Source organism: Sphingomonas sp. M1A8_2b (assembly GCF_053345535.1).
Genome location: NZ_JBKFAH010000003.1, coordinates 38,043 through 60,391 on the forward strand (window position 1 = coordinate 38,043; position 22,349 = coordinate 60,391).

Below are 22,349 nucleotides of genomic sequence, written 5' to 3' on the forward strand. Positions count from 1 at the left end.
CGCATGCGACGATCTTCGAGGCGGTATCGCGCGCGTTGCACGCCTGGCAGACTTCGCGCTGGGTGCCCGCGCATGCGGCGGATGGTCTGAATACCTCGAGAAGGACGTCTCTACGTATATCGGATCGACGCCGGTGACCGCCCGTGCCGATCTGACGGTACGCCTTCTCGCCATGACGATGCCGCCCCAGTCGCTCGCTATACTCGATCAGCAATGCTTATGGGGTATGCGTCGCAAAGCTCGCGTCCCAAGTCGCTGGTCGAGCGCAGAAGGCTGCGTGAACTGCCGCCGGAACTGCGTCGCTACCGCTCGACTTTTGACGCCATCTGGGCTTGGTCTCGCGCGCGGTCTCGGGCCAGGCCCGCTGGTTGTTCGGAGGGTTGTTATGACGGATGTGTCTCGCCGCAGGTTGCTTGCCGCCGGTGCTGCCGGCGCGGCGCTGGCCGGGTTGCCGGCCGCGATCGCCCGCGCCGCCGCGATCGGTCCGGACGTGAAGACCGGTTCGATCCGGGATGTCGAGCATGTCGTGATCCTGATGCAGGAGAATCGCGGCTTCGATCATTATTTCGGGTCGTTGCGCGGGGTCCGCGGCTTTGCCGATCGGCTCCCGATTCCGGTCGCCGCGCCGCCGGGTGCGACCGATCCGGCGTCCGTCTGGTATCAGCGCGACCGGACCGCGCCCGGCGGCGCGCGTACGGTGCTGCCGTTCCACCTCGCCACGCGCACGGATTTCGACCTTATGCGGATGGAGGGCACGCCGCACAGCTGGCCCGATGCGCAACGCGGCTGGGACGAGGGCCGGATGGCGCATTGGCCCGAAGCCAAGAGCCAGCGCGCGATGGGGCATTACCGGCGCGAGGACATCCCGTTCCAGTTCGCGCTCGCCGAGGCGTTCACGGTCTGCGATGCATATCACTGCTCGGTCCAGACCGGGACCAACACCAATCGGCTGTTCCTGTGGAGCGGCACCAACGATCCCGGCGGCACGCTGGGCGGGCCGGCGCTGGGCAATTCGCACGACAGCTTTCCGGAGCAGGGTGGCTATCCCGAACCCTATCGCTGGACCACCACGGTCGAGCGGTTGCAGGCGGCGGGCGTCGACTGGCGGATCTATCAGGACATGGCGGACAATTTCACCGACAATCCGCTGGTCGGGTTCGCGGCGTTCCGCGCGGCGCATCACGCGAAAGGCGGCGGGGACGGCGGCGGGAGCGGGGACGGGAACGAAATCAAGGCGTTGCGCGACCGGGCGCTCACGACGCGCGGGTTGGACGCCTTGCGCGCCGACGTGCTCGCCGGGCGACTGCCGCAGGTGTCGTACATCATCGCCACCGCCAAGGGCTCCGAGCATCCCGGTCCGTCCAGTCCCGCGCAGGGTGCCGCCTATACCGCCGAGGTGCTCGACGCGCTGACCGCGGATCCGCGCGTCTGGGCGCGGACGGCATTGCTGGTGATGTTCGACGAGAATGACGGCTTCTTCGATCACGTCCCGCCGCCCGCGCCGCCGTCGGTCGCGCCCGACGGCACGGTGCTCGGCGGGTCGACGGTCGATCTCGACGGCAGCTATCACCGCCAGCCGAGCAAGGGCGACGCGGCGCTCGACCTGCCGGCCTATCGCGGTCGCCCTTACGGTCTCGGACCGCGCGTCCCGATGTACGTGGTCTCGCCGTGGAGCCGTGGCGGCTGGGTCAATTCGCAGGTGTTCGATCACACCTCGGTGATCCGCTTTCTCGAACGGCGGTTCGGCATTCACGAACCCAATATCGCGCCGTGGCGCCGCGCCGTCTGCGGCGATCTGACATCGGCGTTCGACTTCACCGCCGCCGACCGCGCGCCGTTTGCCGACCTGCCCGATCCGCGTGGCGATGCCGCACGTGCTGCCGCCATCCCCAAGCAGGTCAGCCCGCAGGCGCCGGCGACCACGGATCGGCCCTGGCAGGAACCCGGCATCCGCCGCGCACGACCCTTGCCCTATGACCTGAGCGTCGGCGAGACGATCGCGGAGGACGCGGTCCAGCTTCGCTTTGCCGCCGAAGGTACCGCCGCGGCGGTGTTCCATGTCTATGACAGGGCCGCACTGACCAGGGCACCGCGTCGTTTCACGGTCGAACCGGGCCGCGCGCTTGACGGGCGGTGGTCGTTCGATGCCGATGGGCGCTATGATCTCTGGGTCCTCGGCCCGAACGGGTTTCACCGTCACTTCGTCGGCCATCGCGACGATCCGGCGCCGCTGTCCGGGCTGGTCTGGCACGCGACCGCGGACGAGGGCGTGCTGCATCTTCCCGCAGGGCACCGCGCGTTCGACCTGGTCGCGCGGATCGAACGAGTCGGTGCGACGGCGCAGCGCACGCCGCTGGTCGATGCGCGTCATCGCTGGTCGTTGCGCGACAGCTTCGGATGGTACGACATCACGGTCTCCGCTGCGAAAGTCCCCGGCTATCGACGGCGCATCGCCGGACGGATCGATGCGCCGGGGCGCGTCACGTGCAGCGACCCGTTCTCCCCCGCGGAAGTATAAGGCCCTGCGACATTGCGGCAGCGGGGCGCCGCAGCAGTGCATTGAAAAGGCCGTCGATTCCTGCCCGTGGCCAGATTGCAACAATCGGACGACAATCCGCCATCGTTTAATACAAATTGAATTATTAATTGTTGACGCAGGTCATTCCATCGCGGACTGATGGGGGGCTTCGAGACGGTGCCAAGCCGCGATTGGAAAGCTGGGGAGGAGTGTCAGGCGCGTGTTCCGCGTCGGGCCGCACCGCATATCCCGCGCCAAACGAAGTGGTCGTCCAAGAGGCGGCACGGAAAATGGTTCGGAGGAGCGTGGTGATGCACAGGGTACAGTCGAAGACGATTTTGTTGGTGGCGGCTTCGGTCGGCGCCTTGGCCTGCGGCAATGTCGCGTCCGCGCAGCAGACGTCGACCACGCAGGGCGTGTTGCAGAGCGCGCCGACCGATCAGGCAGCTTCGCCGTCGGCGGTGGCCGCGGACCAGGCCAGCGAGGCGCAGACCCCCAGCACGCCAACCAGCGATGCGGCGGCGGAGGGCGAGGACATCGTTGTCACGGGTATCCGTGGTGCGCAGCAGCGCGCGGTCAACCTGAAGCGCGACGCCGCATCGGTGACCGACTCGATCTCCGCAGAAGACATCGGCAAGCTGCCCGACGTCACCATCTCCGATTCGCTCCAGCGCATTCCCGGCGTGCAGATCCGCCGCGACGCCGGCGAAGGCGCGGCGATCAACATCCGCGGCCTGCCGCAGGTGACGACGCTGCTCAACGGCGAAGCGTATCTTGGCGCACAGTCGATCACGACGATCCAGCCGAACTTCAACGACATCCCGTCGCAGCTGTTCGCGGGCGCCGACGTGATCAAGTCGAGCACCGCGGACCTGCTGAACGCGGGCATCACCGGCACCGTCAACCTGCGCACCCGCCGCCCGTTCGACCTGAAGAAGGGCTTCACCTTCGCGGCGGCTGCCGAGGGCGCGTACGGCGACAAGACCAAGGAGTTCGACCCGAACCTCAACGGTCTGTTCGGCTATCACGGCGAGAAGTTCGGGTTCCTGATCTCGGGCGCCTATTCGAACCTGCATCTGTCGAATTCGCACAACGGCATCCAGGAGGGTTACGGCGCGGCGCTGCACAACGAGCAGTTCAACACCGCCGCCAACCCGACCGGCGACGTCAACCTCAGCAACGGGTTCTCGCCGAACAACCGTCCGCACGGGACGATCGTCGGCACCGGCCGCGACGTGAACGGCGACGGCGACGCGAACGACGCGTTCATCGTGCCGCAGGGCTTCACCGCCTGGGACAAGGTCAACCAGCGCGAGCGGATCGGCGTCAATGCGTCGGCGCAGTGGGAGATCAGCGACGCGCTGACGCTGAACGCCGATGCGTTCTTCACGCGCCAGAACGAGAATGACCGTACCGCAGGCATCCAGATGCAGAATGTCAACTGGCAGGCGGGCGAATTCGTCCCCGGTCAGTCGCGCGACACCGGATCGGTGGTCTCGCTCAGCAACGGCGGCGTCACGCGCGATTACAATCTGAACACCACGCAGGTGTATAATTACGACCTCGGCAACTTCGATTCCTATTCGCAGAACGATCGCTACAAGTCGCAGTCGCAGAACTACAACGTCGAGCTGAAGTACGACAATGGCGGCAAGTTCAAGGCGTCGCTGCGCGGCATCTATGGCAAGGCCTATTCGAACTACGACCAGAGCTATCTCCAGTTCAGCAATTCAAACGGTGCGCAGTGGCAGCCGTTCGGCGTCGGTCATTACCCGAGCGGCGATATCGCGTTCAACCAAGCCGGCTATGCGGTCAACACGATCGCCGGCGCGGCATCGCTGCCGGCGACCGTCGACTTCACGGGCAACCAGCCGAAGTTCACGCTGCCGACTCAGTTGACCAATCTGCTCGGCAACATCGACAATTACGCGCTCAAGACGACGTCGTCGGAAGGTAATTATCGCCGCAAGGGCGACCTGAAGCTGTTCCGTGGCGATGCGTCGTACCAGGCGAACGACAATGTCGGCATCAGCTTCGGCGGCCGCTACAGCGAGCGCTCGGTCGACGATTTCGAGTTCGATCGCGCCGCGCCGCTCTATGCGGGCCAGGCCTCGCAGCCGGGCGGCTGCCTGGTGAAGTGGAAGGCGTTCGACGTCCCGATGAACGCCAGCACCTGCTATGCGGGTACCGGCACGTACGGCACGGCCGGCTTCCTTCCCTACACCGCGGGCCTGACGCGCAAGGGAAGCGATCCGATCTTCAACGGTCAGGTCAAGCAGTACAATTTGCCGGGTGCCGGACTGCCGCCGATCTACGTGCTCGATCCCAAGGTGATGGACAACGCGCTGGCGTTCCAGAACAGCTTCTATCCGGGCAATGTCGAGGTCCAGAATCCGGGCGCGTCGTTCAACGTCGGCGTGAAGCAGATCTCGGGCTACGCGCAGCTCAACGTGAAGGGCGACGTGTTCGGCATTCCCGTCTCGGGCAATGCCGGCCTGAAGATCATCAACACCAAGCTCGACATCACGCAGTTCGTCACCGGGTCGCCGCAGCCCTACGGTCTGGCCAATCTGAGCAACGGCACGGTCGAGACCAAGCGCAGCTTCACCGACTATCTGCCGGCGTTCAACCTCGCCTTCGACCTGTCGCGCAACCTGAAGTTCCGCGCCGCCTTTTCGAAGACGATGACGCTGCTCGATCTCAACCAGTGGGGCGGCGGGCTCAACCCGACCTATGCGATCGACACGACGAACCCGGGGTCGCCCGTGTTCCGCGTCACCGGCGGCAGCTCGAACGGCAACCCGCAGCTCAACCCGTGGCGCGCCACCAACGTCGAGGGTTCGCTCGAATATTACATCGGCAACAGCAGCCTGATCAGCGTCGGCGCCTTCTACATCGACGTCGCCAGCTTCATCCAGCAGGGTAACGTCGTGCGGACCGACCTGCCCGACAATGACGGCGTGGTGCGCAACCGCACGGTGTCGATCAGCACTCCGGTGCAGGGCGACGGCGGCACGCTGAAGGGGGTCGAGGCCGGCTGGAAACAGTCGTTCAACGACCTGACGTTCATGCCGACGATCCTGTCGAACTTCGGCATCGATGCGAACATCACCTATTCGCCGTCGGACTCGGGCGAGGTCGACCTGAAGGGCGACAAGATCCCGTTCCAGGACAACTCGAAGATCCAGACCAACCTCGCGGGCTTCTACCAGGACAATCACTTCCAGGCCCGCGTCGCGTGGAACTATCGATCGAAGCGCGCGGTGCAGCAGAACTTCGGCGGCATCCAGGGGCTCGAGCTGTATCAGCAGCCGACCAACTATATCGACGCTTCGATCAGCTACGACTTCACGCCCAACGTGACGCTCTATGCGCAGGGCTCGAACCTGACCGGCGAGTACGAGAAATACTATCTGACCTTCCCCGACGAGAAGGCCTACAACAACATCTACGAGCGCCGGTTCATGGCAGGCGCGCGCTTCAAGTTCTGATCCGCGACGGCGATCGCGCGCGGTGCCCGTCATCCCCAGCCGGGGGTGGCGGGCATCGTCGTTTCCAGAGCATAAGAGGGTTATGATCATGGCGCATGCAGGGCGGGGCATATGAAGGGCAGCGGACCGCTGCGGTCGATCGTCATCGTCGGCGGCGGCACCGCCGGGTGGATGGCGGCGACGTTGCTTGCGCGCCGGCTCGAGAAGCAGCCGGTCAAGATCACGGTGGTCGAGTCGAGCGACATCCGCACCGTCGGCGTCGGCGAGGCGACCGTTCCCGGCATCCGCGATTTCTTCCGCGAGATCGGCGTCACCGAGCAGGAAGTGATGGCCGCGACGCAAGGGACGGTGAAGCTCGGCATCGAGTTCGTCGACTGGAAGCGCGAGGGCGAGCGCTTCTTCCATCCGTTCGGTCTGTACGGGATGCGCTCGCGCGGGGTCGCGTTCCATCATTACTGGCGCAAGATGAACGCGGCCGGGCATCCGACCCCGCTCTCCGATTATTGCCTCGCCACCGCGCTGGCCGAGCGCAACCTGTTCATGCCGCCGACCGACAAGCCGGTCCACGACTTGCTGTTCTTCGACTGGGCGGTGCATTTCGACGCCGGGCTGTACGCGCGGTTCCTGGCGGGCAAGGCGACCGCGTGGGGTGTCGAGCATATCGACGCCAGGATCACCGATGTCCGGCGCGACCCGGAGACGGGGTTCATCGTCGGCGTCGATACCGCCTGCGGCGAGGCGATCGACGGCGATCTGTTCGTCGATTGCTCGGGGTTTCGCGCGCTGTTGATCGGCGATGCGCTCGGCGTTCCGTACGAGGATTGGACCAACCTGCTGCCGTGCGACCGCGCGGTGGCGATCCCGTGCATGCGCGCCGGTCGGTTGACGCCGTATACGCGCAGCACCGCGCTGGCGGCAGGCTGGCAATGGCGGATCCCGCTCCAGCACCGCGTCGGCAACGGCTATGTCTATGCGAGCCGGCACATCTCCGACGACGAGGCGGTGGCGACGTTGCGCGGACGGCTGGAGGGCGAGGCGCTGGCCGAGCCCAACATGATCCGGTTCCGCACCGGTCGCCGCAGCGCGTTCTGGCAGGGCAATTGCGTCGCGCTCGGACTGGCGGCGGGGTTCATGGAGCCGCTCGAATCGACCAGCATCACGCTGATCCAGACGGGCATCGAAAAGCTGCTCGCGCTGCTCCCCGATCGGCGCTTCGATCCGGCGCTGGCCGAGGAATACAACCGCACGACCGCGCTCGAATATGAACGGATCCGCGACTTCCTCGTGCTGCATTACTTCGCCAACGACCGGCGCGGCCAGCCGCTATGGGACCGCTGCCGCACCACCGCGCTGCCCGATCGGCTAGCGCACAAGCTGCGGCTGTGGAAAGCGCGCGGGCACCTCGTGCGTTACGAGTGGGAATCGTTTCAGGATCCGAGCTGGCTGTCGATGTACGCCGGGTTCGGGATCGAACCCGAGGCGCATGATCCGATGGCGGACTATTTTTCGGTCGCCGACCTGGAAGCGGCGCTGGGGCGGATGAAGGCGTCGATCCGGCAGGCGACCGACCTCGCCGCGCCGCAGGAGGTGTTTCTGGGTATGTCCCCGTCTTGAAAGGGGGGCGCAGTCGGCGCTGAATACGCCGACTGCGGCCCCTGCCTTCAGAAGCGTGCGCGGACGCCGATGCGGTAGAAGCGGCCGAGCGTGTCGTAGAGTGCCGGGTTCACGTCGAGGCCGGTGTTGGTCTGCGGCGAGGGCTCGGGATCGTGGTCGAACAGATTGTCGACCTTGAAGAACATGCTGACCTGCTTGGTGACGTTCACCGCGCCGCCGATGTCGAAGTAGAACGCACCCTTCATCGTGTTGTAGTCGATGGTCGGGTTGTTGCCCGTCGATACCGGGCAGTTCCCCACCGAGCACACGACGTACTGGTTGCCGATCACGCCGTCGCTGAACCAGCGCTGTTGCAGCGTGAGGCTGAACTGGTCGGTGTCGTAGCTCTGCGTCGCGAGCCATTTCCAGCTGGGGGTCGCGCCAGAGTTCGCGCCCGCACTGTCGACCGGGATCGTGCCGGGCAGGCCGGGATCGGTGACGAACTTGATGACGTGCGTAGCGAGCGCGCGCACGGTCAGGTTGCCGGCGATGCCGAGCGGTCGGCGCCACTGATAGCTGCCTTCGATATCGAACCCGTTGGTCTTGATCGAGGCGAGGTTGAACGACTGGACGTTGACGAAATTCGGGCCCGCCGTGTTCTGCAGATTGAAGCTGCCGCAAGTCTCCGTATTGCCCTGGAAACACAGGTTGACGATCTGCGCCGCGGTCAGGCTGGAGACGACGTCGTTCAGCTTGATCGTGTAATAGTCGAACGACAGGCTGAGCCCCGGTGCCCATTTTGGCTTGGCCAGCACGATGCCGGCTTCGGTGCTGCGCGCGATTTCGGGGCGCAGCGCCGAATTGCCGATCGTGTTCTGGATGATCAGCACCTGCGTGTTGCGGAACGGGTCGGTGAAGTTCGGCACGGTCGTCGTCGTCGGCGCGGCGAACAGTTCGGACAGGTTCGGCGCGCGGACGTCGCGCGAGGTGACGGCGCGCAGGCGGAAGCCATCGAACGGGGTCTCCCAGGTGCCGCCGACCTTCCACGCATAGACGTTGCCCGACGTCGAATAATGCGTCGCGCGGCCCGCGGCATTGACGTTCGCCCGGCCCAGCGTGTCGGAATTGAGGACCGGCAGGTTCAGCTCGAGGAAGCTTTCGACCACGTCGTACTTGCCGGTGCCGTTCTTGTAATTGCCCGCATACCAGTTGTTGCCGGCGGGCAGCAGCGACGGATCGGACGGATACAGCGTCGAGTTCGGACTGAGGTCGGATACGCCCGCGCCATAGGGATCGGCGTTCACGCGGTAGAATTCGCGGCGGTATTCGGCGCCGGCCGCGACCGCGAGCGGCCCCGCCCACAAGGTCAGCGGTTCGCCCGAGATGCTGACCGCGGCGGCGTCCTGCGTCTGCTTGGTGTGCTGGAACGGCCCGTTCGCGGGGACGATATAGGCAAGCGCCGCCGCCGACGGAGTCGCACCGCCGAAGATGTTGATCGGCTGGCAGCCGGCGGCCCGCGCGGCGGCATTGGCGCAGACGATCTCGCCGTTCAGCCGGATCGCGTTGATCGCCTGGTTGTAGCGTCCGGTGAGGCTGATGTTGTCGACGCGGATATCGGTGGTGTTGATGCCGTGCTCGTACGACGCGTCATAGGTCCAGCTGGTCCCGAGGATGCTCGCCTTGCCCTTCACGCCGCCGACGAAGCGGTATTGCCGCCGATCGGTATTGACGTGGATATTGGGCAGGATCGCGTTGCTCAGGCCGTATTGGAAGCTCGTGATGCCGTTGGCGGCGCACGCGGCGCTGATCGAGGCGGGCAAATACGGGTTGGCGCACTGGATCGTCAGCCCGGTCTTGGCGGCGCCGGGATTGGGCTGGTTGTCGGACTTCACCTGCGCGATGTTGGCGGTGAAATACACCTCGTTGTCGGGCGCGAAGTCGTAGCCGATCCGCGTATAGCCGTTGAGGCGTTGCAGCCCCGATTGCAGCGAGGTGCCCGATCCGACATGCCCCGATTGGTCGCCGCCGACGCAGAACCCGACGTAACAGCCGTTGACGGTGCCCGCCGCGTTCTTCGCGGGGACGCCGTTCGATCCGTACTGGAACTGGAAGGGCTGGCCGTTGGCGTCGAACGCGGTGCCTTGCAGCGGTCCGGCGCTGATCAAGCCGTATTTCGTGTATTGATAGGCCTGGCCGTGATCGCGGTAGAGGAACTGCGGCGAGCCGTTGTTGCGGATGCCGGTGTCGACCAGCGTGGTCGCACGATACCAGTCGCGGCTGCCGGCGAGGTCTTCGCCGAAATTGCCGGGGCCTACGCCCTCTTCGTGCGAATATTCGCCGCTCAGGATGACGTGGAGCTTGTCGCCGGCGAAGCTCTTGCCGACCGCCGCCTGGACCAGCACCTGGCCGTCGTCGCCGTATGTGGTCACGCCGGTCTGGATATTGCCCTTGAACCCGGTGAAGCGCGTGTCGGTGATGAAGTTGATCACGCCGCCGACCGCGTCCGAGCCGTAGGACGCGGATGCGCCGCCGGTGACGATGTCGACGCGCTTGATCAGCAATTGCGGAAACTGGCTGATGTCGGGCACGCCGGTGACGTTGGCGCCGACCACCCGCTGGCCATCGAGCAGCGTCAGCGTGCGGATCGTGCCGAGCCCGCGGAGCGAGAACGAACTCAGGCCCTGCGATCCGCTCGATGTGCTGAAGGTACCCGTGGTGGCGCCGGTCGAGCCCTGCAGCGACGGCAGCTGCGCCACGGTGGTGAAGATGTTCGGCTGGGCGTTCTTGAGGATCTGCTCCTCGCCGATCACCGTCGTCGGCGTGGGCGCGTTGAACCCGCTCGAGGTGATGCGCGTGCCTGTCACGACGATGTCGCTGGCCGACGCGGGCGACCGTTCGGCATCGCTGGCGTCTGCTGGCAGCGATTGTGGCGTGGCGGCTGGCGTATCGGTCGTGGTCGCGGCTGGCGGGACGGTCTGCGCGATCGCCGGCGCGCACAGTAGCGCCGTCGCGAGTACCGCCAGGCTAGTAGCGCTACCAAACAGGCTTCTGCCGGATCGCCGGTCGCGCGTGACCAATTCCATCATCCATCCCCTATGCTGCACATCGCACCGGCCGTGTTTCGGCTCGGGCAGATTTCGATCGTCGCGCGGTTCTACCGCATGCGGTGCAGCGGAGCATCTACGACCATCGTCGCAGTCCCCGGGATCAGGGGCGGGCTGTGTAGAGCGCGTGATGCGTGAGGATGTAGAGCGTCCGCCCGTCGCTGCCGCCGAACAGCAGTTGCAGCGGCCGTTCGGGAACGTCGATGCGGCCCTGTTCGCGACCGTCCGCCGCGTAGACGAACACCTGTCCGTTGGCGACGTAGACGCGTCCGTCGGGGCCGGTCGCCACGCTCTCGCCGCCGCGGGTCGCGAAGCGCTTCAGGTCGGTGATCGCGCCGCCACGGCCTAGCAGCCCGGTATAGGTCATGTCCTCGGAACCGTTGACGACGTGGACGCGCGCGCCGACCCGGCCGGTGACGAAGCCATAGGTGTCGAGCGTATCGGAAAAGCGCCAGCCGAGATGGTTCGCCGGCCCCTGCTGCCAGACGCGGTAGGCGGGCAGGACGAGGCTCCCGTCGGGCGAGACATATTCCAGCGGCTTGGCGACCGCGGCATCGCGCGCGAACATCTCCGCTAGCGTCGTGAAATGGTCGGTCTCAGCGTCGTATTGATCGCGGAATTCGCCGTTGTTCCAGACGCTGCCGGGCAGTGCGACCGCGGCGCCGGTGCGCGCGGCAACCGGTGTCGGCGCGATCGCGCGCACGTCCTGCGGTTTCGCCGGGTCGATCGCGTAGACCGTGCCCGCCGGGCCTGCGGACGAGAGTACCATCAGCGTACCCGACCGATCGATCGCCAGGTTGACGGGATCGAGCGGCGCATCGGCGACGATCGACAGGCCGTCCTTTTCCGACCAGCCATGAATACGCTGGAACTGACGGTCGACGAAATACAGTTTCCCCGCAGCATCCACCGCACCGCCGCCGAGCGAATAGAAGCCGTCGGCGACCTGCTTGACGGACGCGAGCGGGGCAGGGGCGGCGTGGGCCGGCGTATTGGTTACGTCCAGTACCGCGAACTCGCGTTCGCGCATTTCGGTGCCGCGCGTCACATCGACGATCGCATTCTCGTATGGATATTTGCTCGCGCGCAGATACGTGCCGCAGCCGTTCGCGTCGCAGGTCGAAAAGCCGCTCTCGGCGTTGACGTGGACGTTGCGGAACCGGATGTCGGTCGAGCCGTACAATGTCACTGCCGCGCGCGCCGGTTCGAGCGACCGCGTGACGCGGTAGGCGTGGAGATTGGCGAACAGGATGTCGCGCGAATGGCGCACCTCAAGCGCGACGGTCGCCCGGCTTTCGCCGGCTTCCTCTTCGGTCTGCGGCGCGAGGAACTGCCAGTTGCGCACCCCGTCGAGGACGATTTCCGCGCGCCGGTGATGCTCCGCCGACATCTGGTAGACATAGCCCGGCGTGCTGGTGTTCGACACATGGAGCCCGGCGGCGGCATAGGTGTCGGGCGTCCACACGCCGTTGAACGTGCCGCCGCCACCGTCGGTAACCCACAGGCTCGCATATTGCCCGTCCCAGCGCTTGGCCGGGTCGATGTCGGCGGTATGCGTCGCGTTGTAGGGATCGAAGCGGCTGCCATCGGCGGCAAAGGTACCGTGGCCGCCCTGGAACTTCACGTCGTCGACCAGCGAATGCTCGCCCGCGCGCCACAGCAGCGCAGTCGCGCGCGGATTGCTGCCGCCGGTGAACAGCCCGAGCCCCGAGACGATCGCGGCGCCGCCCTTCGCGCTTTCGATCAGCGCGCGGGGGCTGCCGACGCCGCGATACGCCGGGCTGTTCTCGGCGAGGACGATCTGCGTCAGGCTCGGGTGGAGGCCGATCAGGACGCTGTCCGCACGCAGCTTCAGCGTGTCGGTGACGCGGTAGAAGCCGGCGGGGAAATACAGCACGCGGTGGCCGTCAATCGCGCGCTGGAGCGCTGCGGTGTCGTCGGTCGCATCGTCGCCGCGTACACCGAGATCGCGGACGTTGGTCCAGGCCGATACGGGCGGCAGTGCGCGGATCGCGGCGTCGCGCGGACGGTCGACCTTAGGCAGCGGTATCGCGTCCATCCGCGTCGCGAAGCTGCCGGTGGTGCCGAGCGCGGGAAGGGTCAGCCCGTACGTAAACGCGCGGACGCGGTAGCGGGCGGCGGGGCCGGCGACCGTGCGGCCGCTATCGCGAAAGCGCGCGAAGGTCGGCGTATTCTGGCCGACCGCGTTGTCGAAGCCGATCTGCGTATAGGCATTGCCTTCGTTGCTGATGACGATGCCGGCCTTGGCGACGTTCTCGAACCGGACGTCCTTGCCCCACAGCCAGTCGCCATAGCCGCGATCGATCTCGATCCCGACGGGGACGTTGCGGATCACGGTGTTGACCAACGTCAGCCCGGCCTCGTGCTCGCGGATCGCCGCGTCGCGCTGACCCTCGAAGACCGAATCGAGCAGCGTGAACTGCCACGCCGGCGAAGTCTTCTCGGTCAGGATCCCGTAGCGGCCCCCGAAGAACTTCAGGTCCTGAGCCAGATTGCCGACCTGATAGACGCCTGCCAGCGCCGATCCCAGGTGGAAGTCGATATGGCTGAGATAGGCGTGCTGCGCCGCGTGGAAGCGGACCGCGGTCGCGGCGGGATTGCCTTCGCCGATCTCGAAATCGACGTTCGACAGTGCGGTGTAGAAGGTGCCCGAATTGGCATCGGCGATCGCCGGATCGAATGGTACGCTGGTCGGCGGCGGGACCGGAACGGGCGATGCCGGCGGTGATCCCGGAGTTGCAGCGGGGGTGCCGGTGAAGAAGACCATGCTGCCGACGCCGCGCTGGAACCCGGGGGTCGACGGCGCGAGGAGGAGCACCGGGCGGGCCCTGCCGACCCCGAACAGGCGGACGCCCGGCCGCATGTAAAGCGTGCGCGTGATCCGGTAGCGGCCAGCGGGGAGGAAGACGATGCCGCCCGCGCCCGTGTTCTTCGACGCGGCGGCGGCCGCATCGATCGCGCGCTGGATCGCTACGCTGTCGTCGCCGAGGCCGTCGCCGCGCGCCGCAACCGTGATCGCGCGCGGATCGACGGGCGCGGTGGCGAACACCGAGGTCGAGGCAAGCGCGGGGGCGGACACTCCGACCAGCAGCCCCACCAGGAGAGGGGCTGCGAAACCGGCGGTAAATCTGGCCGTCATGACTGTGCGTCCTTCGATGAGGGCCGTTTCCCGCTGTACCGAAAGCGATAGGCCGCCGCGTCGCGCGCGACGATTGCGACAAAGGTCGTAATGGCCAATCCGGAACATCTGATCGATAGCGGCGTATCGACACCCGGCCGTTCGGTCGTTGCGAAGGATATCGACGGCCGGTGCCAGATCGTGTGAACTCCGAAAGCCCGTACGGGATCGTCGTGATGGGCGTCAGCGGCAGCGGCAAGTCGACGCTGGCCGCGCTGCTCGCTCGGCACCTGCACAGCCCGCTGCTCGAAGGCGACGATTTCCATTCCGCGGCGAACGTCGCCAAGATGGAGTCGGGGCATCCGCTCGACGATGCCGATCGCTGGCCGTGGCTCGACCGGCTCGGTGCCGCGATCGGCGTGGCCGCGCAGGATAGGGCGACGCAGAACGGGATCGCGGTGGCGGCCTGTTCCGCGTTGAAACGCAGCTACCGCGAGCGATTGTCGCAGGCGTCGGCGGTGCCGCTCGCCTTCGTGTTGCTCGACACCGCGCCCGACGAGATCGCCCGGCGTCTCGCAGGCCGCACCGGTCATTACATGCCGCCCAGCCTGCTCGACAGCCAGTTGGCGACGCTCGAACGGCCATCGGCCGGCGAGCGCGCGATCACGCTCGATGCAGCGCTGACGCCAGAGCGATTGAGCGAGGATGCGCTTGCCTGGCTGAGCGCGCAGTTTCCGCGAGGCTGAGCCCCCGAGACACCGCGCGATCATGGCATCAGCCGCTTGCGGCCCTGCGACAGGTGCCAGCGCATCGCCAGCGCCGCGCCGTCCGCGTCCTGCGCACGGATGGCTTCGACGATCGCATCATGCTCCTCCATCATCGCACCGATCACCTCGGGCGGTCGGGAGCGCGAGATATCGACGCCTGCGCGCAGAATCCGCATCACCTCGTCCTGGAGATGATCGAACACCGGCAGGAAGGCCGCATTGCCGGTCGCCTCGGCGATCGCGCGGTGAAGCTGCCAGTCCTCGTCATGCGCCGATGCGTTCGACAGCAACGCACTCCGCAGCGCCTCCAGCGCGCGCTCGATCGCGTCGAGCTGGCGATCGGAGCGGCGCTGCGCCGCGAGGCGCGCCGCCTCCGCCTCAAGCACGAAGCGGACCTCGTAGGTTCCGAGCGTCGTCGCGAGCGCATCCATCGGCATGTGCGTGCCAAGCCGCGCGGACGGCCGGCGCTTGACGAACGAGCCCGCACCGAGCCGCGCCTGCGTGATGCCGTCCGAGGCGAGCCGTGCCAGCGCCTCGCGCACGATGGTCCGCGACATCCCGAACGTTGCCGCGAGCTTGGCCTCCGACGGCAGGCGATCGCCGATCGCCAGATCGTCTTCGGTGATGATCCGGACGATTCCGGTATAGGCGCGGTCCGCCAGCCGGCCTTCGGTCGCGGGTAAGGGGGGCTTGGGGTCAGACGACATAGCTGAGCGCCATCACGAGGACGAGGCCGACCACCGAGATCGCGGTTTCGAGCAGCGACCAGGTCCGGAACGTGTCGGCGGTGCTGGTGCCGACGTAGCTCTTGACCAGCCAGAACCCGGGATCGTTGACGTGGCTGAAGAACACCGAGCCGGCACCGATCGCCAGCACGACCAGTTCCGGCGACACGCCCGAACTCGCGACCACGCCGGGCATGATCCCCACCGCGGTGATCGTCGCGACGGTCGCCGAGCCTGCTGCGAGCCGGATCGCCACCGCGACCAGCCAGCCGAGCAGCAGCGGCGAGATCGAATACATCAGCACGGTCCGCGCGAGCAGGTCCGAAAGCCCCGCTGTCACCAGCACCTGCTTCAACGCCCCCCCCGCGCCGATCGCGAGCAGGATCGCGCCCGCCGCGCCCATCGTCTCGTGCCACACCGCATCCTGGATCGCGACCTCGCGCAGCCGCCGGCCGAACAGCAGCGGCAGCGCGATCAGGTTGGTCAGCAGCAACGCGACCACCGGGTTGCTCGCGGCGACCAGCCAGGCCGCGCCCTTCCAAGTCGGCACCATCTGGCCAAGCTCACCGGTGGCGATCATCAGCACCGGCAACAGCACGATCAGCAGCGACAGCGCGCGAGGGGGCGGCGCGATCGCGAGCCCGGTATCGCGCAGCACCGGCGATACCAGCCGCACGCCCCGTGTGGTGAACTTCGCCAGCAGCGGCCCGGCGATGACCGCGGTCGGGATCGCGATCAGGATACCGTACAGCATCGTCCGGCCGAGATTGGCACCGAGCGCCTCGACCGCGAGCAGCGGCCCCGGATGCGGCGGCACCAGCGCATGGACCACGCCGAGCCCGGCGAGCGCGGGCATGATCAGCCGCAGCTTGGCGGCATCGCGCGCTGCGCCGTCCTTGCCGGTCATTTCCTCCGCCGCGGCGACGACGATCGGCAACAGCAACACGAGCCCGGTTTCGAAGAACAACGGCAGGCCGACGACGATCGCGATCCCCAATGTCGCCCAAGGCGCGGCGCGCACGCCCGTCAAGCGCAGCGCGCCCTTCGCCAGCGACGCTGCGGCGCCCGACAGATGCAGCATCGCGCCGAGCGACAGGCCGAGCGCGACGACCAGCCCGGTGCCGCCGATGATATCGCCAACGCCTTTCTGCACCGCCTTGGCGACATCGGGCAGCGGCAGTCCGGCGAGCAGGCCCACGGTGAACGCGCCGCACAGCAGGCCGATGAAGGGGTGCAACCGACCTTTGACGATCATCAGCACGGCAAGCAGGATGCCGGAGAGCGCGGCGATCACCAGCCGCAGGTCGCCGCCGATCATTGCGCCGCGCCGATCGCAGGGGCGTTGCGACGTGCTGGCTGACGGTCCGGTGCTTGCGCCTTCATCATCGCTCCCCGCTCGATCCGGCGGCGTTTCTCGCCTGCCGATATGGCTTTAGCTGTAGGACAGGTTTTTGCCTGCCGCCAACAGAAAAGGCTTGATTGCCGATAAATCCGGGGCGCATACGGAAAACCTGTCCAACCGAATCCATTCAAATGGATCGCACCCACGGGCCGAAACAGGAGGAGGATGACCATGCAAGGGACCACCCAGACCGTCTCGCAAGCCCGGCAGCTGCCCGCCATCCCGGTATCGCCGCAGCTCACGCCGACCCAGATCAAGGTGCTGCACGGCGTCCATTCCGGACTGCTCAACAAACAGATCGCGTACGACCTCGGTATCGCCGAGGCGACCGTGAAGGCGCACATGACCGCGTTGATGCGCAAGCTGAACGTCCGCAACCGGACTCAGGTCGCGATCGTGGCGCACGGCCTGGTGTTGCACGCCGCCTGAACGTCCGGCTCGCGAGCGATCGACGGGCACACTGCATTTACGGGGAGACGGACGATGGACGCGAGATGGCTGCTTGGCGCCGCGGTGCTGCTGCTTTCGACGCCGGCCTCGGCGAAGACGACCTCGGTCTACCTGACCGCCCCCGCTGATCCTCGCGCGATCACCGTCAAGGGCGTCGGCGATGGCCGCGCCGATGACAGCGTCGCGCTCCAGCAGGCGATCGATGCCGCCGCAGCCGGAGGGCATGGCGGGGTCGTGTTCCTGCCGTCCGGGCGATACCGGATCAGCCGGACGATCTTCGTCCGCTCCGCCGTCCGGATCTTCGGCGTCGGCCCGACTCGCCCGGAGATCGTGCTCGGTGACAACAGCGCGGGCTACGCGTCGGGCGTCGCGGCAATGGTCGCGTTCACCGGCGAGGACCAGTACCGCGTCGGCAAGGCGCCGGTCCCGCCGCGCACCAGCGTGCCGTTCGACCCGGCGATCTTCGACGCGACCTCGAGCACCTTCTATTCCGCGCTGTCGAACGTCGATTTCCGGATCGGCGCGGGCAATGCCGGCGCGGTCGCGGTGCGGTTCCGCGTCGCGCAGCACGGTTATCTACGGCACGTCGACTTCCATATCGGCTCTGGCCTCGCGGGCGTCTATCAGGCGGGCAACGAGTTCGAGGATCTGAAGTTCTTCGGCGGCCGATATGGCATCCTGTCCGAAAAGACGTCGCCCGCGTGGCAGTTCACGCTGATCGATTCCGACTTCCAGGGCCAGCGCGATGCCGCGATACGCGAACATGAGGTCGACCTGACCCTGGTCAACGTCGCGATCCGCGATACGCCGGTCGGGATCGAGATCGATCGCGGCTATTCGGATTCACTGTACGGCAAGGACGTCCGCTTCGAGAACGTCGCGAAGGCGGGCGTCGTCGTGTCGAACGAAAGCAGCGTCTTCACGCAGATCGGGTTCGACAATGCGGTGGCATCGAACACGCCGACTTTCGTGCGGTTTCGCGACAGCGGCAAGACCGTCGCCGGGGCAGGGGCACGCTACCGGGTCAGCGATTTCTCCTACGGCCTGAAGCTCGCCGGGCTTGGCCAGATCGGTGCCTATGCGACCGATATCGCCATGGCGCCGCTCACCCGCCTGCCCGAGCGACGCAAGCCCGCGATCGCCGCGCTGCCGCCGGTGCGCGACTGGGCGAACGCGCACGATCTGGGCGTGAAGGGCGACGACACGACCGATGACACCGCCGCGTTGCAGCGCGCGATCGACACGCACCGCGTGGTGTATCTCCCGGTCGGTCGCTACCGCGTCACCGACACGATCCGGCTGCGGCCCGACAGCGTGCTGATCGCGCTCCACCCGAGCCTGACGCATCTGTACCTGCCCGACGAGACGCCCGCCTATATGGGCGTCGGCGGTCCAAAGGCGCTGCTGCAGAGCGCGAAAGGTGGCAACGCGATCGTCTCGGGTCTGGGTCTGTGGACCGGCGGCGTGAACCCGCGCGCGACCGCGCTGCTGTGGAAGGCGGGCGAGGCGTCGATGGTCAACGACGTCAAGATCCAGGGCGGCGGCGGCACCGTGCTGACCAAGGGCAGCCCGATCGGCTTCGGCGATCCGCGCGCGCGGTTCGACGGCCAGTATCCGAGCATCTGGGTCACCGATGGCGGCGGCGGCACCTTCGCCGCCTTGTGGTCGCCGAACACGCTCGCTTCGGCCGGGTTCCACGTCTCGAACACCAAGACGCCGGGCCATGTCTACGAACTGTCCGCCGAGCATCATTACCGCGCCGAAATCGTCCTCGATCATGTCGAGAACTGGGAGTTCCTCGCGCCGCAGACCGAGCAGGAGGTGCGCGACGGCGTCAACGCGATCTCGACCGAGATCCGCAATTCGCGCAACATCCTGTTCGCCAATTATCACGGCTACCGCGTCACGCGCTCGATCAAGCCGATGGACGCCGCGGTGAAGCTCTACAATTCGGGCGATATCCGCTTTCGCAACGTCCATGTGAACGCCGAGAGCGGGTTCGCGAGCTGCGATGCGAAGGGCTGCGGCACGTATCTGCGCGCGAGCAAATTCCCGTTCGAGAACAGCATCAAGGACATGACCCGCCAGCAGGAGGTCCGCGAACTCGAATTCGCCAGGCTCGACGTTCCGGCGGCACCCGCGGCCGCCGCGACGGCCTCGGCGTTGCCGGTATCGCCGGGCGTCGCGAAGCTCGCCGACGGCTTCTATTCGATCGCCGGCGGGGCGGTCGATGCGAACGGCAAATTGTACTTCATCGATCGCCAGTTCCAGCGAATTCACGGCTGGTCGAAGGCGGAGGGCCTGTCGATCGTCGCGGAGGCGCCGCTCGATGCGGTCAATCTGGCGGTGGATCGCTCGGGCGACTTGCTCGTGTTGTCCTCGGCGGGTCGCGACGGCACGGTCTACAGCATCGATCCGGCCAAGCCTGCCGCGGTGACGGTGATCTCGCCGACGCCGGTCCGCGCGCGCCGCGACGCCGCGACAGTGCTGCCCGTCAACGTGTGGGCGAACGGCGAGTTCGCCGACCGGATCGATCCGACGACCTACCAGTTCCCGACGATGACCGACTTCTTCACGACGAAGATGGGCGAGGCCAAGCCGCAGGAATATGTCTCGCCCGACGGGTCGCTGGCATTGCCCGCGTTCCGCGTATGGAACCAGGGGCCCGACGATCATCAGGGTTGGCGCTGGTCGGATACGCTCGACGCGAACGGCTTCGTTGCCGCCAAGCCCGGCGAGCGCGTCGTGCTCACCAACGCCTCCGAAGGGCGCACCTATTCGGGCCTCGTCGGCGATCAGGGTCGCGTCACCGATCTCAAGATCGTCGCCGATCGTGGCGGCGAGAGCGTCGCGCGCGATGCGGCGGGCAATCTGTACGTCGCGAACGGGCAGGTGTTCGTCTACGATCCCGCCGGCACGTTGCTGCGGCGGATCGATGTTCCCGAACGGCCGCTCCAGCTCGTGATCGGCGGCGCGGACGGGCGCACGCTGTTCATTCTCGCGCACCATGCGCTGTACGGCGTCTCACTCTGACGCCACGCGCGGGAAGCGCAGGATGAGCGTGGTGCCGCGCGCGGCATCGCCGAAGCCGATCGTCGCGTTCAACCGGGCTGCGGCGGAGCGGACGATGGCGAGGCCGAGCCCGCTTCCCTCCGGGCTCGCGACGCCGCCGAGGCGAACGAACCGGTCGAACACCGTGTCGCGGCACGCGGGCGGGATACCGGGGCCGTCGTCCGCGACGACGACCGCGGTGTCCGATGCGGAGGTCACCAGCCTGACCGAAACCGTGCCGCCCACCGCGTTGTAACGGATTCCGTTGTCGATCAGGTTCGACAGGATCTCGAAGATCAGCGTCCGGTGGCCCGACACGATGTGACGCGCGTCGTCTTCGCTATCGAGCGTCAGGTCGACGCCGGCCTCGATCGCCTGGTTGATCCGGCGGGTGATGACCGCGGCGGCGACCTCATGCAGGTCGACTGCTTCGAGGGGCGCGGAGACGCCCGCTTCCTCGGCGCGGGCGAGCGCGAGCAGCTGCGTGACCAGCCGTTCGAGCCTCGTGACCGCATCGGCGATCTCGTCGAGCGCTTCGCGGCGTTCGGCGTCGGAGCCGCGCCGGGCGAGCGCGACCTGGACTTTCAGCACCGACAGCGGCGTGCGCATCTGGTGCGAGGCGTCGGCGGTGAAGCGGCGGACGCCGACGGTGGCGGTGTCGAGCTGCGCCAGGAGCCGGTCGAACGCGCCGGCGAGTGGGCGCAGCTCGCGGGGAAGGGGACCCGTGTCCAGCGGCGAGAAATCCGGGCGTGCACGTTCGTCGCGCGCCTCGATCGCGCCGCGGAGGCGGGCGAGCGGACGAAGGCTCCAGCCTAGCGCAGGTCGCAGCAGCAGTGCCGCCGCACCGACGAGGACGCATTCGCCGATCAGCAGCGCGAGCATGAGGCGGCGGGTGAGCGCACCGCGATTGTCGAGCGTCTCGGCGATCTGGACGATCACGGGCTTGTCGATCCGAGGGAGCGAGCGGCGGACTTCGGCGATGCGGATCTGCTGGCCGCGGTAGCGCGCGAAGCGATAGCGCGGGACGTCGATCGAGAGCGTGGCGGGATCGGGGGCTGGCAGGTCCGCGTAGCCGGTGAGCAGGTCCGGCCCGACGGCGACGCGGTAATAGACGTTGTCGCGCTCGGTGTTCTCCAGCATCCCGAACGCGGCGGAGGGAAGATCGAGCGTCACCTCGCCGCGTTCGACCTGCACCGTCTCGGCGATCGCGCCGAGCGCACCGCCGAGCACGCGATCGTTGGTGCGGCGGACGACGTCGGCGATCAGCGTCGCGCCGACCACGCCGATCAGGATCGCCGCCGCCAGCAACGGCCCGAGCACCGCGACCAGCAGGCGGGTGCGTAGCGCAGGAGTCCGCGTCTCAGCCGGCATCGAGCATGTAGCCCACGCCGCGGACCGTGCGGATACCGGGGCCGTCGGGCGCAAGCTTGCCGCGCAGCCGCGTGACATGGACCTCGATCGCATTGTCGCCGACCGGTTCGTCGAACCCGAACACTTCGCCGATCAGCAGCGCGCGGGGCACCACGCGGCCGGCTCGGGTGGCGAGCGTCTCAAGCACCGCGCGCTCGCGCCGACGCAGGTCGAGCGCACGGCCGGCGATGTCCGCATCCCCCGACGAGCGGTTGATCGTGAGAGTACCCACGACGAGCACCGGCAGCGGATCGCCGCCTCGCCGCCGTCCGAGCGCCCGCACCCGCGCCTCCAGTTCCTCTGGCTCGAACGGTTTGCGCAGATAATCGTCGGCGCCAAGATCGAGCCCGCGTACACGGTCGTCTAGCGCATCGCGTGCGGTCAGCATCAGCACCGGCACCCGCTCGCCGCGCCGCCGCAGCGTTTCGAGCACCGCAAAGCCGTCGATCCCGGGCAGCCCGACATCGAGGATCACCAGCGCATAGGGCTCGCCGGCGACCACCGACAGCGCCTCCTCACCGGTCGCGACGTGATCGACCGCGTTGCCGCCTGCGCGCAACAGCGCCGCGATACTGCGCGCGAGCGCGGCGTCGTCTTCGATCAGCAGGATGCGCAAAACGGTTCATCCCTCGCCCGACCGGCGTGAAAGGTTGGTGACAGGTTCGCTTCGTACTCCACCGATGCAGTCTATCCGAACAC

At 67.2% G+C, this 22,349-nt stretch carries 12 protein-coding genes; 6 read left to right on the plus strand and 6 right to left on the minus strand.

The genetic code is table 11. The features are described from left to right. The first annotated feature begins 385 nt into the window (after positions 1–385). From ACLBWL_RS12740 to ACLBWL_RS12750, 3 genes are all read left to right on the plus strand, one after another. Positions 386–2,518, plus strand: coding sequence for a phosphocholine-specific phospholipase C (locus tag ACLBWL_RS12740; protein ID WP_447793594.1), 2,133 nt, complete (start codon positions 386–388; stop codon positions 2,516–2,518). Positions 2,519–2,829: 311 nt separating this feature from the next. Beyond that, a complete protein-coding gene (locus ACLBWL_RS12745; RefSeq protein ID WP_447793596.1) occupies positions 2,830–6,009 on the plus strand; it encodes a TonB-dependent receptor in 3,180 nt (1,059 codons plus the stop codon). 111 nt (positions 6,010–6,120) lie between these two features. Beyond that, complete coding sequence (locus tag ACLBWL_RS12750; RefSeq protein WP_447793598.1) at positions 6,121–7,623, plus strand: tryptophan halogenase family protein; 1,503 nt, start codon at positions 6,121–6,123, stop codon at positions 7,621–7,623. A 47-nt stretch (positions 7,624–7,670) separates the two neighbouring features. On the opposite strand, the gene ACLBWL_RS12755 is transcribed toward ACLBWL_RS12750, so the two are convergent. Continuing rightward, on the minus strand, positions 7,671–10,688 hold the full coding sequence (locus ACLBWL_RS12755; protein ID WP_447793600.1) for a TonB-dependent receptor plug domain-containing protein: 3,018 nt from the start codon (positions 10,686–10,688) through the stop codon (positions 7,671–7,673). Positions 10,689–10,809: 121 nt separating this feature from the next. Next, positions 10,810–13,866: a glycosyl hydrolase family 28-related protein gene (locus ACLBWL_RS12760; protein WP_447793602.1), complete on the minus strand. Its 3,057-nt coding sequence runs from the start codon at positions 13,864–13,866 to the stop codon at positions 10,810–10,812. 215 nt (positions 13,867–14,081) lie between these two features. On the opposite strand from ACLBWL_RS12760, the gene ACLBWL_RS12765 reads away from it, so the two are divergent. After that, a complete protein-coding gene (locus tag ACLBWL_RS12765) occupies positions 14,082–14,591 on the plus strand; it encodes a gluconokinase (RefSeq protein ID WP_447794390.1) in 510 nt (169 codons plus the stop codon). 20 nt (positions 14,592–14,611) lie between these two features. On the opposite strand, the gene ACLBWL_RS12770 is transcribed toward ACLBWL_RS12765, so the two are convergent. Beyond that, the gene (locus tag ACLBWL_RS12770) at positions 14,612–15,319 is read right to left on the minus strand and encodes a FadR/GntR family transcriptional regulator (RefSeq protein WP_447793604.1); all 708 of its coding nucleotides are present in this window, start codon (positions 15,317–15,319) and stop codon (positions 14,612–14,614) included. Further along, complete coding sequence (locus tag ACLBWL_RS12775; RefSeq protein WP_447793606.1) at positions 15,309–16,655, minus strand: GntP family permease; 1,347 nt, start codon at positions 16,653–16,655, stop codon at positions 15,309–15,311. The genes ACLBWL_RS12770 and ACLBWL_RS12775 overlap by 11 nt, the downstream gene beginning before the upstream one ends. A 255-nt stretch (positions 16,656–16,910) precedes the next feature. On the opposite strand from ACLBWL_RS12775, the gene ACLBWL_RS12780 reads away from it, so the two are divergent. Further along, the gene (locus ACLBWL_RS12780) at positions 16,911–17,168 is read left to right on the plus strand and encodes a helix-turn-helix domain-containing protein (protein ID WP_447793608.1); all 258 of its coding nucleotides are present in this window, start codon (positions 16,911–16,913) and stop codon (positions 17,166–17,168) included. A gap of 54 nt (positions 17,169–17,222) precedes the next feature. Then, complete coding sequence (locus ACLBWL_RS12785) at positions 17,223–20,222, plus strand: glycosyl hydrolase family 28-related protein (protein ID WP_447793610.1); 3,000 nt, start codon at positions 17,223–17,225, stop codon at positions 20,220–20,222. On the opposite strand, the gene ACLBWL_RS12790 is transcribed toward ACLBWL_RS12785, so the two are convergent. Both ACLBWL_RS12790 and ACLBWL_RS12795 read right to left on the minus strand, forming a co-directional pair. Beyond that, positions 20,214–21,611, minus strand: coding sequence for a sensor histidine kinase (locus ACLBWL_RS12790; protein WP_447793612.1), 1,398 nt, complete (start codon positions 21,609–21,611; stop codon positions 20,214–20,216). The two genes, ACLBWL_RS12785 and ACLBWL_RS12790, sit on opposite strands and share 9 nt — an antisense overlap. Then, entirely contained in the window at positions 21,601–22,266 is a 666-nt protein-coding gene (locus ACLBWL_RS12795) for a response regulator transcription factor (protein WP_447793614.1), read from the minus strand. Before ACLBWL_RS12795 ends, ACLBWL_RS12790 begins: the two co-directional genes overlap by 11 nt. Positions 22,267–22,349 lie beyond the last annotated feature (83 nt).